General features: G+C 71.9%; 14 protein-coding genes. All 14 read right to left on the bottom strand.

Translation table 11 applies throughout. The features are described 5' to 3' along the window. Window positions 1–142: 142 nt before the first annotated feature. Window positions 143–1,336, bottom strand: a complete 1,194-nt coding sequence (metK, locus tag KIK05_RS26950; RefSeq protein ID WP_214413647.1) for a methionine adenosyltransferase — start codon at window positions 1,334–1,336, stop codon at window positions 143–145. A 131-nt stretch (window positions 1,337–1,467) separates the two neighbouring features. Then, window positions 1,468–1,836: a hypothetical protein gene (locus KIK05_RS26955; RefSeq protein ID WP_214413648.1), complete on the bottom strand. Its 369-nt coding sequence runs from the start codon at window positions 1,834–1,836 to the stop codon at window positions 1,468–1,470. 365 nt (window positions 1,837–2,201) lie between these two features. Beyond that, window positions 2,202–3,422, bottom strand: coding sequence for a bifunctional phosphopantothenoylcysteine decarboxylase/phosphopantothenate--cysteine ligase CoaBC (coaBC, locus tag KIK05_RS26960; RefSeq protein WP_214413649.1), 1,221 nt, complete (start codon window positions 3,420–3,422; stop codon window positions 2,202–2,204). Window positions 3,423–3,558: 136 nt separating this feature from the next. After that, window positions 3,559–3,822, bottom strand: coding sequence for a DNA-directed RNA polymerase subunit omega (gene rpoZ, locus KIK05_RS26965; RefSeq protein WP_214413650.1), 264 nt, complete (start codon window positions 3,820–3,822; stop codon window positions 3,559–3,561). Between the two features lie 95 nt (window positions 3,823–3,917). Then, window positions 3,918–4,511 carry a guanylate kinase gene (gene gmk / locus KIK05_RS26970; RefSeq protein ID WP_214413651.1) on the bottom strand — a complete coding sequence of 198 codons (594 nt, stop codon included), beginning with the start codon at window positions 4,509–4,511 and terminating at the stop codon, window positions 3,918–3,920. A gap of 123 nt (window positions 4,512–4,634) precedes the next feature. Next, on the bottom strand, window positions 4,635–4,958 hold the full coding sequence (mihF, locus tag KIK05_RS26975) for an integration host factor, actinobacterial type (protein ID WP_214413652.1): 324 nt from the start codon (window positions 4,956–4,958) through the stop codon (window positions 4,635–4,637). A 302-nt stretch (window positions 4,959–5,260) separates the two neighbouring features. Beyond that, a complete protein-coding gene (gene pyrF / locus KIK05_RS26980; protein ID WP_214413653.1) occupies window positions 5,261–5,959 on the bottom strand; it encodes an orotidine-5'-phosphate decarboxylase in 699 nt (232 codons plus the stop codon). Next, window positions 5,956–6,930, bottom strand: a complete 975-nt coding sequence (locus tag KIK05_RS26985; RefSeq protein WP_214413654.1) for a dihydroorotate dehydrogenase — start codon at window positions 6,928–6,930, stop codon at window positions 5,956–5,958. Before KIK05_RS26985 ends, pyrF begins: the two co-directional genes overlap by 4 nt. Next, a complete protein-coding gene (locus KIK05_RS26990) occupies window positions 6,920–7,807 on the bottom strand; it encodes a dihydroorotate dehydrogenase electron transfer subunit (protein WP_214413763.1) in 888 nt (295 codons plus the stop codon). The genes KIK05_RS26985 and KIK05_RS26990 overlap by 11 nt, the downstream gene beginning before the upstream one ends. 21 nt (window positions 7,808–7,828) lie before the next feature. Then, complete coding sequence (gene carB, locus KIK05_RS26995; protein WP_214413655.1) at window positions 7,829–11,113, bottom strand: carbamoyl-phosphate synthase large subunit; 3,285 nt, start codon at window positions 11,111–11,113, stop codon at window positions 7,829–7,831. Continuing rightward, window positions 11,106–12,254, bottom strand: coding sequence for a glutamine-hydrolyzing carbamoyl-phosphate synthase small subunit (carA, locus tag KIK05_RS27000; RefSeq protein WP_214413656.1), 1,149 nt, complete (start codon window positions 12,252–12,254; stop codon window positions 11,106–11,108). Before carA ends, carB begins: the two co-directional genes overlap by 8 nt. 97 nt (window positions 12,255–12,351) lie before the next feature. Next, window positions 12,352–13,656, bottom strand: coding sequence for a dihydroorotase (locus KIK05_RS27005; RefSeq protein ID WP_214413657.1), 1,305 nt, complete (start codon window positions 13,654–13,656; stop codon window positions 12,352–12,354). Then, window positions 13,653–14,588 carry an aspartate carbamoyltransferase catalytic subunit gene (locus KIK05_RS27010; protein WP_214413658.1) on the bottom strand — a complete coding sequence of 312 codons (936 nt, stop codon included), beginning with the start codon at window positions 14,586–14,588 and terminating at the stop codon, window positions 13,653–13,655. Before KIK05_RS27010 ends, KIK05_RS27005 begins: the two co-directional genes overlap by 4 nt. Beyond that, complete coding sequence (pyrR, locus tag KIK05_RS27015) at window positions 14,585–15,274, bottom strand: bifunctional pyr operon transcriptional regulator/uracil phosphoribosyltransferase PyrR (RefSeq protein ID WP_214413659.1); 690 nt, start codon at window positions 15,272–15,274, stop codon at window positions 14,585–14,587. The genes KIK05_RS27010 and pyrR overlap by 4 nt, the downstream gene beginning before the upstream one ends. Window positions 15,275–15,543 lie beyond the last annotated feature (269 nt).

Raw genomic sequence — 15,543 nt, forward strand, 5'->3', positions numbered from 1 at the left:
ACGGACGCCGACCTGGGACGGCGTACGGCGTCGCGGCACGACCCCGTGCCGCGACGCCGGATCGTCACCCGGCCTCACTACGCCGGGGACGGGCGAGAGCGCGACCCGTGGTGGGACACGGGCCGCGCTCGTCGCTCGGAGATCAGAGACCGGCGGCCTGGCGGAGCTGTTCGGCGCGGTCGGTGCGCTCCCAGGAGAAGTTCGGCTCCTCGCGGCCGAAGTGGCCGTAGGCGGCGGTCTGGGAGTAGATCGGGCGCAGCAGGTCGAGGTCGCGGATGATCGCGGCCGGGCGCAGGTCGAACACCTGCAGGATCGCCTCCTGGATCCGGCTCACCTCGACCTTCTCGGTGCCGAAGGTCTCCACGAACACACCCACCGGCTGCGCCTTGCCGATGGCGTACGCCACCTGCACCTCGGCGCGGTCGGCCAGCCCCGCGGCCACGACGTTCTTGGCGACCCACCGCATGGCGTACGCCGCCGACCGGTCGACCTTGGAGGGGTCCTTGCCGGAGAACGCGCCGCCGCCGTGGCGGGCCATGCCGCCGTAGGTGTCCACGATGATCTTGCGGCCGGTCAGGCCCGCGTCGCCCATCGGGCCGCCGATCTCGAACCGCCCGGTCGGGTTGACCAGCAGCCGGTAGCCCTCGGTCTCGATGTCGAGGCCGGCGAGCACGGGCTCGACGACGTGCTCCTTGATGTCGGGGGCCAGCATCTCCTTGAGGTCGATCTCGGGAGCGTGCTGGGTGGAGACCACCACGGTGTCGAGGCGGACCGGACGGTCGCCGTCGTACTCGATGGTGACCTGGGTCTTGCCGTCGGGACGGAGGTAGGGAACCGTGCCGTTCTTGCGCACCTCGGACAGGCGGCGGGCCATGCGGTGGGCCAGCGTGATCGGCAGCGGCATCAGCTCGGGGGTCTCGCGGCATGCGTACCCGAACATCAGGCCCTGGTCGCCGGCGCCCTGACGGTCGAGCTCGTCGCCGGCCTCGCCCTCGCGGTGCTCGTAGGCGTCGTCGACGCCCTGGGCGATGTCGGGCGACTGCGCGCCGATGGACACCGACACGCCGCAGGAGGCGCCGTCGAAGCCCTTGTGGGAGGCGTCGTAACCGATCTCGAGGATCTTCTCGCGGATGACGCCCGGGATGTCGACGTAGGTCTCCGTCGTCACCTCGCCGGCGACGTGTACCTGGCCGGTAGTGATCATCGTCTCGACGGCCACGCGGCTGGTGGCATCGTCCTTGAGCATGGCGTCGAGGATCGCGTCGCTGATCTGGTCGGCGATCTTGTCCGGGTGGCCCTCGGTGACCGACTCGGAGGTGAACAGGCGGCGGGACAACTCAGTGGCTCCTCATGCAGCGGCTGCTGACGTCGTGGCTTGGGCGTGAGACGGCCGAAGCGCTCCGCCGAGTCTAGCCCCACCTGAAGCGCCGCCGCTCAACCGACTTGACGGATGTTCGTGGCCGACGACTAGAGATCGGGGAGCGGATCCCGCGGCAGGTCGCCCGGCGAGAACGCCTCGGCGTCCGCCGCCCCGACCACAGCGACGTATTCGCCGTCGACCTCGAAAACCGTACCACCCAAACTGATCGTGGGCCCGGCAGCCAGCTCCACCGGCCCCAACCTGGTGTGTCGCGGGTACGTCGTCCACACCGAGGCGGGCTCGAAGCGGCTGAAGACCTTGGTCGAGAGCAGCGTTACGGATCGCTCGGTCACCACGACGATGTAGTTCGTGGCGCCCCCGGAACCGGCCAGGGCCACGGGAAAGACGTAGTGAATATCGTCACCCTCGGGCAGCAGGGCGCGGCAGCGTCCTCTGATGGCGGCGGTCACCGGCATGTGACTGTCCCCTCGGTCCGGCTTCCTCTTCGGAGTATCCGCCGGATGGCAGCCGCCATCAAGCGTTCCGGCACCGCGAATCCCCCGCCAGGACGGCGTGTCGCGCGGCCCGCGCCTTCATTCACGGCATCTCGCGCGCCATGACGCCTCCCTGAGTGAGGAACGTAGGGCACATCCCCGGCCGGGGACGCCGGGTAACGGCGCTTGGCCGGGACTTTCACCCTCCGGCCCATGACTTGGCCCACCGGCGGGGACACGACCGGACGAGCAGCGAACCGGGCGGAAGGGGCCGGCGATCGACCGTATCGGCCCGGGCCGGCGCGGAGATCACCGCGTCGGACCAGGCCGGCGTGGAGGTCGGCGCATCAGCTCAGGCGGGCGGCGACCAGGTCCCAGATGGTGTCGGCGAGGGCTTCCTTGGGGCCGCGGGGGACCTCGACGGGATCGCCGCCGGCGGTGAGGATCACCGCGGCGTTGTCGGGGGTGCCGAAGGCCAGGCCCTCCCCCACCTGATTGACCACCAGGAGGTCGCAGCCCTTGCGGGCCAGCTTGGCACGGCCGTTGGCGAGGACGTCGTCGGTCTCGGCGGCGAACCCGGCGATCACCTCGGGGGCGGGCTTGCGGCCCTCTTTGCGCCGGTCGCACAGCTCGGCCAGGATGTCCGGATTCGTCGTCAGGTGGATCGGCTCGGGCCCCGCCGACGTCTTCTTGATCTTGGAGTCGCTGCGCGCGACGGGCCGGAAATCGGCGACGGCCGCCGCCATGACCACGGCGTCGGCCGACTCGGCGGCCTCGAAAACCGCCGAGCGCATGTCGAGCGCCGACTCCACCCGCACCACCCGCGCCCCCGCGGGGTCGGGCAGCGCGACGTTCGCCGAGACCAGGGTGACCTCGGCCCCGCGCGCGACGGCGGTGCGGGCCAGGGCGTACCCCTGCAGCCCCGAGGACCGGTTGCCGATGAACCGGACGGGGTCGATGGCCTCGCGGGTGCCACCGGCGGAGACGACCACACGGCGGCCCGCCAGGTCGCGGCCGCGGCCCGACAGCACACCCCGGCAGACCTCGAAGATCTCCTTGGGGTCGGGCAAGCGGCCGGGCCCGGTGTCGGCGCCGGTCAGCCGCCCGACGGCCGGGTCGACGACCACCGAGCCACGCTCGCGCAGCGTCGCGACGTTGGCGCGGGTCGCGGGGTGCTCCCACATCTCGGTGTGCATCGCCGGGGCGAAGACGACGGGGCAGCGCGCGGTCAGCAGAGTGTTGGTGAGCAGGTCGCCGGCGAGCCCGTGGGCGGCCTTGGCGAGGATGTCGGCGGTCGCGGGCGCGACCACGACGAGGTCGGCGCCCTGCCCGATGCGGACGTGGGGCACCTCGTGGACGGACTCCCAGACCTCGCTCGTCACGGGGTTGCCCGACAGGGCCGCCCAGGTCGGCTCGCCCACGAAACGCAGGGCGTCGCGGGTCGGGACGACCCGGACGTCGTGCCCGGACTCGGTGAAAAGCCGGAGCAGCTCACACGCCTTGTACGCGGCGATGCCGGCACCGACGCCGAGGACGACTCTCGGCCGCACGCGGCCCTGGCTCCCCATGACGCTACTCCTGCGCTCTTCGTGCCTCGCCCTGCTCGGTGGCCAGGGGCGCTCGTCGAGGCGCCGGCCCTCCTCGTCGCTCGGGATCGTCACTCACCCTCGCGTCTCGTCGGGCGAGCGCCGCGCCCCTCGCGCGTCAGCCCTCGATGGGCTCGGAGCTGAGCAGGCCCTCGGAGACCTCGCGGAGGGCGATGGACAGGGGCTTCTCCTGCGCGTGGGTCTCCACCAGGGGACCGACGTACTCCAGGAGACCCTCGCCCAGCTGGGAGTAGTAGGCGTTGATCTGGCGCGCCCGCTTCGCGCCCATGATGACCAGGCTGTACTTGCTGTCGACGGCCTCGAGCAGCTGGTCGATCGGCGGGTTGGTGATGCCTTCGGCAACCGGGGCAGTGCCTGCCACGTCGTCTGCCTCTCAGTCGAATGTCGAATCTAGGGTCTTGGCCTGTGAAGGATACCAAGCGCTGACAGCAGGGCTGACCCGCGTGGTGACGTTCTTCACTTCATCAAGGCTATGAGCCTGCCGCAGACCTCGTCGACGGAGGTGTTGACGAGCGAGAGGTCGAACTCCTTCTCGGCCGCCAGTTCGACGCGGCCGGCGGCGAGCCTGCGCTCGATGACGTCCTCGGGCTCGGTGCCTCTGCCGCGAAGGCGGCTCTCGAGCACTTCCCAGCTCGGCGGGGCCAGGAAGACGAGCAGAGCCGCGGGCATGGTCTCGCGCACCTGCCGCGCGCCCTGGAGGTCGATCTCCAGGAGCGTGGGTGTGCCCTCGGCGAGCTTCTGCTCGACGGGCGCGCGGGGCGTGCCGTATCGGTTTCCGGCGAACTCCGCCCATTCGAGCAGCTCACCGGCGGCCACCATCCGGTCGAATTCCGCATCGGAGACGAAGAAGTACTCCACTCCGTGCGTCTCGCCCGGACGGGGTGTCCTGGTGGTCACCGAGACCGACAGCCACACCTCGGGGTGGGACCGCCGAAGCTCGGCGACGACCGTGGACTTGCCCACGCCCGACGGCCCGGACAGGACCGTAAGGCGGTTTCCCGTCGGTCCGGAGGAGACAGGGGTCGCCTCCGGACTCTCGGAAGGAGGCATGGGGTCACCGCCACGTGTCCCGAACCCCCCGAAAACGGGAGCCTCATGAGCTCCGCCCTCTTCGGGCCAGGACGTACCGGTCACACCACACCCCCCGTAGATCTTGCTATCGGCGAACCGAGATCAGCTCTCGGATCCGCCGAACTCGCGCTCCAGAGCGGCGCGCTGGTTGGCACCGAGGCCCCGTACGCGACGGGACTCGGCGATGCCGAGCCGCTCCATGAGCTGCTTTGCGCGGACCTTGCCCACGCCGGGGAGCGACTCCAGAAGTGCCGACACCTTCATCTTGCCGATGACGTCGTCGGTCTGACCATCCTTCAGCACCTCAGCCAGAGAAACCGCGCCGTGCTTCAGCCGGTTCTTGACCTCGGCACGCTCCTTGCGGGCCTTGGCAGCCTTCTCCAGGGCTGCGGCGCGCTGCTCGGGGGTCAGGGGAGGAAGAGCCACGCCGGGTCACCTCGAATTTCTGTCGATGTACTCGGACGGGAGGGGAAACTAGCTGGTCTTGGGCCTTCAAGCAACGTCAAGCCCAGTTTCTCCCCTCACAAAATTCATTTCATTACTCTTCGTGTTCGCGATATCGCAATGCGTCGACAAAACACGCCTGTCCTGGCCCCTCTCGGGCTATGCCGTCGCCGGCGGCGGGGGGCCCACTCGGGCTAGTCACCGAACGGGCGCGAAACGACGGGAAGCTGCCCGCCGCGGCCCGGGCGCGGCCCCGTCGAGGCCCCCTACGGCGGCCCGGCGGCTCAGCCGGCGGCGACGCGGCGGATGGCCGCGGCGATGCCCGCGGCGGCCGCTCCGGGGTCGGCGGAGCCGGTGATCGGGCGGCCGATGACGAGAAGATCGGCCCCGTCGGCGATGGCCTGCTCGGGAGTCGCTACTCTTGCCTGGTCCTGGGTGTCGGAACCGGCGGGCCGAACGCCTGGGGTGATGAGCATGATGCCGGGCCCGACCTCGGCCCGCACCGCGGCGACCTCGCGGGGCGAGCAGACCAGGGCCTGGGCGCCCGCGCCGACGGCCTCGACGGCCAGACGGCGCACGGCGTCGCCGGAGGGTCCCCTGACCCCGATTCGCTCCAGATCGGCCTCTGAGAGCGACGTCAGGGCCGTCACGGCGGCGATGCGGGTGTTCGGTACGGCCTCGACGGCCGCCTGGATCATCGCGCGCCCTCCGGCCGCGTGGACGGTCAGGATGGCGGGCTTGAGCCGGGCGACCGCGCGGGCGGCGCCGGCCACGGTGTTCGGGATGTCGTGGAGCTTCAGGTCGAGGAAGATCTGCACCCCGCTGGCGCCTCTCACCGAAGCGATCACATCGGGGCCGTAACGCAGGTAGAGTTCGAGACCGACCTTCACGGTGCTCACGTGCGGGGTGACCAGGGCAGCCCAGCGGGCCGCCGTCTCCAGGTCGGGTGCGTCCAGGGCGACGGCGATGGGTGCGGACGTCACAGAGAGCTCTCCTCGAGGTCGATTCGGTGCCGGGGCCCTGCCCCGGGCGGCCTGTGCGCCAGCCCGACGGCGTCGGCGAGGCGCTCGAAGCCGCGCTCCTTGAGCAGGTCTTCGAGCTCCCGCAGGATCCGCAGGCAGGCGTAGGGGTCGTGGAACAACGCGGTGCCGACCGCGACGGCGCAGGCGCCCGCGAGGATCAGTTCGAGGGCGTCCCGGCCGGTGAACACCCCGCCCATGCCGATGATGGGCACGCCGGGCAGCGCGGCGTGCACCTGCCACAGGCACCGTACGGCGAGCGGCCGGATGGCCGGTCCGGACAGCCCGCCGGTGCCGGCGGCGAGGGCGGGGCGCATGGTGTCGATGTCGATGCTCATGCCGAGCGGAGTGTTGATCATGGCGAGGGCGTCGGCGCCGCCGTCGACGCAGGCGCGGGCGACGGCGACGATGTCGGCGACGTCGGGCGCGAGCTTGGCGACGACGGGCACGTCGTACCTCATCGTGGCCCGCACCGAGGCGATCACCTCGGCGGAGGCGGCGGGGTCGCGGGCGAACACGCGGCCGAGGTCCTCGACGTTGGGGCACGAGAGGTTGACCTCGACGGCCGCCAGGCCGGGCACGTCGGCCAGGCGCCGCGCCAGGGCGGTGTACTCGGCGACGCTGCCCCCGGCGACGGAGACGACGGCACGCGCGCCCCGGTCGACGAGGCGGGGCAGTTCGCCCTCCAGGAACGCGTCGATGCCGGGCCCCTGGAGCCCCACGGCGTTGAGCATGCCCGAGGGCGTCTCGGCCATCCGGGGGGTGGGCCTGCCGGCCCTGGGGGCCATGGTGATCGAGCGGGTGACCACCGCGCCGAGACGGGCGAGGTCGAAGAACTGGGAGAGCTCGGCGCCACTCACGGCGCACCCGGCGGCCGTGGTGATCGGGTTGGCCAGTTCGACGTGCGCAAGGTACGTCCGCATGTCAACTGACATTTCGGGCGTGAGCACCTCCCTCCTGGGCTCGTCCCCCGGGGGCTCCCAGGGCGTCGAACGGGATCGTCCCGATGTCCTCGAACCGCACGCGCTCGCCGCGGAAGACCGGCCCCTCCACGCACGAGCGCACCATGCGGGTGACGCCGTCGTCGCCGATCACGGGCAGCACGCACGCCATGCAGACGCCGTACCCGCACGCCATCGACTCCTCCACCGACACCTGCACGGGGATGTCGAACTCCACGGCGACCGCGGTCACGCCGCGCAGCATCGGCACCGGCCCGCAGGCGTACACCACGTCGGCGCGCGCGTCGGCGATCACCGACGGCAGCACGTCGGTGACCTTGCCGCGCAGGCCGAGCGAGCCGTCCTCGGTGGTCAGCGTCGTCGTCTCACCCATGCGGCGGGCCCGCAGGTGGCCGAAGACCCGGTCGGCGGAGGCGGCGCCGAGCACGAAGTCGACCCGGCAGCCGCGCTGCTGAAGCGTGTCGGCCAGCGCGAACAGCGACGCCGAGCCGTACTCGCCGCCGACCAGCACGCACACCGCCGGGTCGCGCGGCACGGGGAACGGGCGGCCGAGCGGGCCGACCAGGTCGAGGGTGTCCCTCGCCTTGCGCTCGGCCAGCCAGGCCGTACCCCGGCCGCGCACGGCGAAGACCAGCTCCACCGTGCCGCCGTAGTCGGGTTTGACGTCGTGGACGGAGAAGGCCCGGCGCGTCGGCATGGAGGTGTGCGGCCCGCCGACGGCCACGGAGACGAAGTGCCCGGGACGGAAGCGCTCGGCGATGCCCGGCGCCACCACGGTCAGGGCGTGGTAGGCGTCGACCCGGCGCGTCGTCAGCACCGTGCCCGTCACCTGGACCGGAGTTACGGCCAGTCTCCTTCACCTCCCGATGTGTCAGCCTCTCAGCCGCTCGGCGTGCTCCTGGAGCGAACGTACGCCCACCGAGCCCGCCGCGATCGCCTGGATGCCCTGAACGGCCGCCGCGAGCCCCTGCACGGTGGTGACGCACGGGATGCCCCGCAGGACGGCCGCGGTGCGGATCTCGTAGCCGTCCAGGCGCGGCCCCGACTGGCCGGGACTGCCGAAGGGGGTGTTCACGATGAGGTCCACCTCGCCCTCCAGGATCCGGGTCACGATGGTGGGCTCACCGTCCGTGCCGACGCCGTCGCTCTGCTTGCGCACGATCTTGGCATGGACGCCGTTGCGGCGCAGCACCTCGGCGGTGCCCTCTGTGGCGAGGATCTCGAAGCCGAGGTCGGCGAGGGCCTTCACCGGGAAGATCATCGCCCGCTTGTCGCGGTTGGCCACCGAGACGAACGCCCTGCCCTTGGTGGGCAGCGAGCCGTAGGAGGCGGACTGCGACTTGGCGTAGGCGGTGCCGAACACCTCGTCGATGCCCATGACCTCGCCGGTGGAGCGCATCTCGGGCCCGAGGATGGTGTCGACGCCCCGGAACCGGTTGAACGGCAGCACGGCCTCCTTGACCGCGATCGGGGCGTCCAGGGGCAGCGTGCCGCCGTCGCCCTCGGCGGGGAGCATGCCCTCCTCGCGGAGGGAGGCGATGGTGGCGCCCATCATGACCCGGGCCGCGGCCTTGGCGAGCGGCACGGCCGTCGCCTTGGACACGAACGGCACCGTGCGGCTCGCGCGCGGGTTGGCCTCCAGGACGTACAGGACGCCCGCCGACATGGCGTACTGGACGTTCAGGAGCCCGCGCACGCCCACCCCGCGGGCGATGGCCTCGGTGGCGGCGCGGATGCGCTTGATGTCGAAGCCGCCCAGCGTGATCGGCGGGAGCGCGCACGCCGAGTCGCCGGAGTGGATGCCGGCCTCCTCGATGTGCTCCATGACGCCGCCGAGGTAGAGCTCGTCGCCGTCGAACAGCGCGTCCACGTCGATCTCGATGGCCTCGTCGAGGAACTTGTCGACCAGCACCGGGTGGTCGCCGGCCGCGCGGCCCATGTACGTCGTCAGCGTCTCGTCGTCGTACACGATCGCCATGCCGGCGCCGCCGAGGACGTACGACGGGCGCACGAGCACGGGGAAGCCGATCTCCTCGGCGACGGCCCGCGCCTCCTCGACGGTCATCGCGGTGCCGTGCTTGGGGGCGGGCAGGCCCGCCTCGGCGAGCACCCGGCCGAAGGCGCCCCGCTCCTCGGCGAGGTGGATCGACTCGGGGCTGGTGCCCACCACCGGCACGCCGGCGTCCTTGAGCGCCTGGGCGAGGCCGAGCGGCGTCTGACCGCCCAGCTGCACGATCACCCCGACGACGGGCCCGGTCTCCTGCTCGGCGTGCACGACCTCCAGGACGTCCTCCAGGGTGAGCGGCTCGAAGTAGAGCCGGTCGGAGGTGTCGTAGTCGGTCGAGACCGTCTCGGGGTTGCAGTTGACCATCACGGTCTCGTACCCGGCGGCGGCCAGCTCGAACGAGGCGTGCACGCAGGCGTAGTCGAACTCGATGCCCTGGCCGATGCGGTTGGGCCCGCTGCCGAGGATGATGACCTTGGGACGGTCGCCGTGGGGGACTTCGGTCTCCTCGTCGTAGGTCGAGTAGAGGTAGGGGGTCTTGGCGGCGAACTCGGCGGCGCAGGTGTCGACGGTGTTGTACACCGGCCGCACCCCGAGCTCGTGGCGCAGCGCCCTGACCTCGGCCTCGGCGACGCCGCGGATCTCGGCGATCTGGGCGTCGGAGAAGCCGTGCCTCTTGGCGCGGGCCAGCCGGGCGGCGCTCAGCTCGCCCTCGCCGAGATCCCGGGCCTCCTCGTCGATCAGGAAGAGCTGGTCGAGGAACCACGGGTCGACGCTGGTGGCGTCGTACAGCTCCTCGAGCGTGGCCCCGGCCCTGATGGCCTGCTGCATCGTGCGCAGCCGCCCGTCGTGGGGGGTGCGGCAGGCCTGGAGGAGCTCCTGCTTGCCTCCCGGGTCCCCGGCCCAGCTGAACGACGAACCCTTCTTCTCCAGCGATCTGAGGGCCTTCTGGAGGGCCTCGGGGAACGACCTGCCGATCGCCATGGCCTCGCCCACCGACTTCATGTGGGTGGTGAGGGTCTGGTCGGCCCCGGCGAACTTCTCGAAGGCGAAGCGCGGGACCTTCACCACGACGTAGTCGAGCGAGGGCTCGAACGACGCGGGGGTCTCCCGGGTGATGTCGTTCGGGATCTCGTCGAGGGTGTAGCCGACGGCCAGCTTGGCGGCGATCTTCGCGATCGGGAAGCCGGTGGCCTTGGAGGCCAGGGCGGAGCTTCGCGACACGCGGGGGTTCATCTCGATGACGATCATGCGCCCGGTGCGCGGGTCGACGGCGAACTGGATGTTGCAGCCGCCGGTGTCGACGCCGACCTCGCGGATGACCGCGATGGCGACGTCGCGCATGTTCTGGTACTCGCGGTCGGTCAGGGTCATGGCCGGGGCGACGGTGACGCTGTCGCCGGTGTGGACGCCCATCGGGTCGATGTTCTCGATCGAGCAGACGATCACGACGTTGTCGGCCCGGTCGCGCATGACCTCGAGCTCGTACTCCTTCCAGCCGAGGATCGACTCCTCCAGGAGCACCTCGGTGGTCGGCGAGGCGTCGAGGCCGGCGCCGGCGATGCGGCGCAGGTCGGCCTCGTCGTAGGCGAAGCCGGAGCCGGCGCCGCCCATGGTGAAGCTCGGGCGTACGACCACGGGGTACCCGAGGTCGGCCGCGGCCGCCAGGCACTCCTCGATCGTGTGGCAGATCGCCGACCGGGCCGACTCGGCGTTGAGGCCGTGCTCGTCGGCGACCTTGGCGACGATCTCCTTGAACCGCTCGCGGTTCTCGCCCGCCTGGATGGCGTCGATGTCGGCGCCGATCAGCTCGACGCCGTACTTCTCGAGCACCCCGGCCTCGTGCAGCGCCACCGCGGTGTTGAGGGCGGTCTGGCCGCCGAGGGTGGGCAGCAGGGCGTCCGGCCGCTCCTTGGCGATGATCTTCTCGACGATGTCCGGGGTGATCGGCTCGACGTAGGTGGCGTCGGCGAACTCCGGGTCCGTCATGATCGTCGCCGGGTTGCTGTTGACGAGGATCACGCGGTACCCCTCGGCCCGCAGCACGCGGCACGCCTGGGTGCCGGAGTAGTCGAACTCGCAGGCCTGCCCGATCACGATCGGCCCGGAGCCGATGACCATGATCGACCTGATGTCCGAGCGCTTAGACACTCTTGCCACCCTTCGTGGTGTCCGGGCGCGCCATCAGGGCGCAGAACTCGTCGAACAGGCCCGCCGCGTCGTGCGGGCCGGCGGCCGCCTCGGGGTGGTACTGCACGCTGAACGCCGGGTAGTCGAGCAGGCGCAGCCCTTCCACGCAGTCGTCGTTGAGGTTGACGTGGCTGACCTCGGCGCGGCCGTACGGCGTCTCGAACGGCCCGTCGAGCGGCGCCCGGACCGCGAACCCGTGGTTGTGCGCCGAGATGTCGACCTTGCCGGTGCGGCGGTCCTGCACCGGCTGGTTGACGCCGCGGTGGCCGTACCTCAGCTTGTAGGTGCCGAGGCCGAGGGTGCGGCCGAGGATCTGGTTGCCGAAGCAGATGCCGAACACCGGCTTGCCGGCCTCCATGACGCCGGTGAGCGCCTCGACGGCGTAGTCGGCGGTGGCGGGGTCGCCGGGGCCGTTGGACAGGAAGACGCCGTCGGGGTCGAGGGCGAGGATGTCGGCCGCCGTGGCGCTCGCCGGCAGGACGTGCACCTCGCAGCCCCGCTCGGACATGCGGTAGGGCGTCATCGCCTTGATGCCGAGGTCGACCGCCGCGACGGTGAACCTCTTCTCACCGCGCGCCGGCACGACGTAGGGGCGGGCGGTGGAGACCTCCTTGGCGAGGTCGGCGCCGACCATCGCGGGGCTCCGCCGCACCCGCTCGGCCAGCTCCTCCACCGGGGCGGTGGGGTTGGTGAAGACGCCGGCGCGCATGGCGCCGCGCTCGCGCAGGTGCCGGGTGAGGGCACGGGTGCCGGGCATGGCGATGCCGACCACGCCCTGCGCGCGCAGCTCCTCGTCGAGGGAGCGGCGGGAGCGCCAGCTGGACGCCACCCGCGCGGGCTCGCGCACGACGTACCCGGCCACCCAGATGCGGGAGGACTCGGGGTCCTCGTCGTTGACGCCGGTGTTGCCGATGTGCGGGGCGGTCATCGCCACGATCTGGCGGTGGTAGGAGGGGTCGGTGAGGGTCTCCTGGTAGCCGGTCATGCCGGTGGCGAAGACCATCTCGCCGAACGTCTCACCCTCGGCGCCGTACGGGACGCCGTGGAAGGCCCGGCCGTCCTCCAGCACCAGGACGGCCGTGCCGGTGGTGGCGCGCGTCACGCGAGCCTCCCTTCGACGACGGTGGGACGGGGCATGGGGGCGCGCGTCACGCCGGTTTCCTCTCGACGACGGGTGGTGGAACGGATGCCTGACCGCCTCACGTCAGCTTCCCTTCCAGGACGGTGGGACGGCCGCGCAGGAACGTGGCGACGACCCGGCCCGGAAGCGTCATGCCGAGGTAGGGGGTGTTGCGGCTCTTGGAGGCGAACCCGCCGGGGTCGACGGCCCACCGTACGGAGGGGTCGACCAGCGTGATGTTCGCCGGTGAACCGGGACGGATCGGCGAACCCTGGCCGGACAGGCGTCCGATGCGGGCGGGACGGGCGGACATGCGGTCGGCCACGCCGGCCCAGTCGAGCAGGCCGGTCTCGACCATGGCCTCCTGGACGACCGACAGCGCGGTCTCCAGCCCGATCATGCCCATGGCCGCCGCCTGCCACTCGGTCTCCTTGTCCTCCACCGGGTGCGGCGCGTGGTCGGTCGCGACGCAGTCGATGGTGCCGTCGGCGAGCGCCTCGCGCAGCGCCTGGACGTCCTCATCGGTGCGCAGCGGCGGGTTGACCTTGTAGATCGGGTTGTAGGCGCCCGCGGGCGAGCTCTCGGCGCAGGAGTCGGTGAGCAGCAGGTGGTGCGGGGTGACCTCGGCGGTGACGTCCCACCCCTTGGACTTCGCCCAGCGGATGATCTCGACCGAGCCGGCCGTGGAGACGTGGCAGACGTGCAGCCGGGATCCGACGTGCGCGGCGAGCAGGCAGTCGCGCGCGATGATCGCCTCCTCGGCGACGGCGGGCCAGCCGGTGAGGCCGAGGCGGCCGGAGACGGCGCCCTCGTTCATCTGCGCGCCCTCGGTGAGCCGGGGCTCCTGGGCGTGCTGGGCCACCACGCCGTCGAACGCCTTGACGTACTCCAGGGCGCGGCGCATCAGCACGGCGTCGGACACGCACACGCCGTCGTCGGAGAAGACCCGGACGCGGGCGGCGCTGTCGGCCATGGCGCCGAGCTCGGCGAGCTGCCTGCCCGCCAGGCCCGCGGTGACGGCGCCGACCGGGTGGACGTCGCAGTGCCCGGCCTGCATGCCGAGCCGCCAGACCTGCTCGACCACGCCGGCGGTGTCGGCGACCGGCGAGGTGTTGGCCATGGCGTGCACCGCGGTGAACCCGCCGAGGGCGGCGGCGGCCGTGCCGGACTCGACGGTCTCGGCGTCCTCGCGGCCCGGCTCGCGCAGGTGGGTGTGCAGGTCGACCAGGCCCGGGAGGGCGATCAGCCCGTCGGCGTCGATCACGGCCGCTTCGCCGCCGTCGATCTCACCCGGGACGCCGACCTCGGCGATCTGGCCGCCGGCGAGCAGGATGTCACGCGGCTCGCCGCCGAGGACGCGGGCGCCCCTGAGAAGGTAGGTCACTGGTCTCCCCCGATCGCGGGCTCGGAGCCGGACAGAAGCAGATACAGCACGGCCATGCGCACGGTCACGCCGTTGGTGACCTGCTCGACGATCGTCGAGCGGGCGCAGTCGGCCACCTCGGCGGCGATCTCCATGCCGCGGTTCATCGGCCCCGGGTGCATCACGATCGCGCCCTCCGGCATGCGGCCGAGGCGCTCGGGGTCGAGGCCGTAGCGGCGGCTGTACTCGCGGGCCGAGGGGAAGTAGGCGGCGTTCATGCGCTCGTGCTGCACGCGCAGCATCATCACGACGTCGGACTTGGGCAGCACGGCGTCGAAGTCGTAGGAGATCTCGCACGGCCAGTCGCCCATCGCCACCGGCAGCAGCGTCGGCGGCGCCACCAGCGTGACCTCCGCGCCGAGGGTGTGCAGCAGGTGGACGTTGGAGCGCGCGACCCGGCTGTGCAGGACGTCGCCGACGATCGTCACCCGGCGGCCGTCGAGGTCGCCGAGACGGCGGCGCATGGTGAAGGCGTCGAGCAGGGCCTGGGTGGGATGCTCGTGGGTGCCGTCGCCGGCGTTGACCACGCTGCCGTCGACCCAGTTGGCCAGGCGGTGGGGCGCGCCGGAGGCGCTGTGGCGGACGACCACGGCGTCGGCGCCCATGGCCTGCAAGGTGAGCGCGGTGTCCTTGAGGCTCTCGCCCTTGGACACGCTCGACCCCTTGGCCGAGAAGTTGATCACGTCGGCGGACAGCCGCTTGGCCGCCGCCTCGAAGGAGATGCGGGTGCGGGTCGAGTCCTCGAAGAAGAGGTTGACGACCGTACGGCCGCGCAGGGTGGGCAGCTTCTTGATCGAGCGGTCGGACACCTGGGCCAGCTGCTCGGCGGTGTCGAGGATCAGCAGGGCGTCGTCGCGCGACAGGTCGGCGGTGGACAGCAGGTGGCGCTTCATCGCTGGCCTCCCGTCAGCAGGACGGCGTCCCGCTCGTCGGTCTCCGCCAGGCACACCCGCACGGTCTCGGCGCGGGAGGTGGGGAGGTTCTTGCCGACGTGGTCGGCGCGGATCGGGAGCTCGCGGTGGCCGCGGTCGACCAGGACCGCCAGGCGTACGGCCGTGGGGCGGCCGAGGTCGTTCAGCGCGTCGAGCGCCGCGCGCACCGTGCGGCCGGAGAACAGGACGTCGTCGACCAGCACGACGATGCGGCCGTCGACACCCTCCTTGGGCAGCTCGGTGCGGCCGAGGGCACGCGCCGGGCGCAGCCTGAGGTCGTCGCGGTACATCGTGACGTCGAGGGAGCCGAAGGCCACCGGGCGGCCCTCGACCTGCTCGATGCGGTCGGCGAGCCTGCGCGCCAGGAAGGTGCCCCTGGTCGGGATGCCGAGCAGCAGGAGGTTCTCGGGACCCTTGGCGCGTTCGAGGATCTCGTGGGCGATGCGGGTGAGAGCCCGGTTGATGTCGGGCGCCTCGAGCACGGCGCGCTCGTCGTCGCGCCCCTGATCCCCGTCGCCGCTGTGGGGACGGCCGGTCGTACGGGTCCGGTCGGCCGGATCGGCCGTGCGGGGCGGGTCACCCGCCTGGACGAGACCGCGCTCGCGCGGCCCGCCCTCCTCGCTCGCCTGGTTTCGGGCGGCGTTCATGAAGGTCACCACCTTTCCCGCCTCACGGGACGGGTCTTAAAGGAACTGGCTGAACCACGTTAGCAGCCCCGCCGGAAATGCCCGGAACCGGCCCGGCCATCCCAACCTGCACAGATAGCCACCCTATGGACGCGTACCACCCCACCGCCCCGCCCGGAGACCGCGGGAAGGCCGGGACTGTCGTGCGGTAGGGACGGATGGGGCGGACGGCGGGCGCTCGTCCGGGGGCCTTCCGTGCCGCCGGGGTCGGTGCGGGCGCGGCCGGAGGA

This window comes from Sphaerisporangium fuscum (genome assembly GCF_018531465.1).
In the GTDB taxonomy this organism is placed as follows: Bacteria; Actinomycetota; Actinomycetes; order Streptosporangiales; family Streptosporangiaceae; genus Sphaerisporangium; species Sphaerisporangium fuscum.

What these genes read in the sequence shown, in the direction of transcription:
- gmk (WP_214413651.1), bottom strand. Translation starts at nt 4,511, where the DNA reads ATGCCTCCTTCCGAGAGTCCGGAGGCGACCCCTGTCTCCTCCGGACCG.
- coaBC (WP_214413649.1), bottom strand. Translation starts at nt 3,422, where the DNA reads ATGGGGAGCCAGGGCCGCGTGCGGCCGAGAGTCGTCCTCGGCGTCGGT.
- KIK05_RS26955 (WP_214413648.1), bottom strand. Translation starts at nt 1,836, where the DNA reads ATGCCGGTGACCGCCGCCATCAGAGGACGCTGCCGCGCCCTGCTGCCC.
- KIK05_RS26985 (WP_214413654.1), bottom strand. Translation starts at nt 6,930, where the DNA reads ATGTCAGTTGACATGCGGACGTACCTTGCGCACGTCGAACTGGCCAAC.
- pyrR (WP_214413659.1), bottom strand. Translation starts at nt 15,274, where the DNA reads ATGAACGCCGCCCGAAACCAGGCGAGCGAGGAGGGCGGGCCGCGCGAG.
- KIK05_RS27010 (WP_214413658.1), bottom strand. Translation starts at nt 14,588, where the DNA reads ATGAAGCGCCACCTGCTGTCCACCGCCGACCTGTCGCGCGACGACGCC.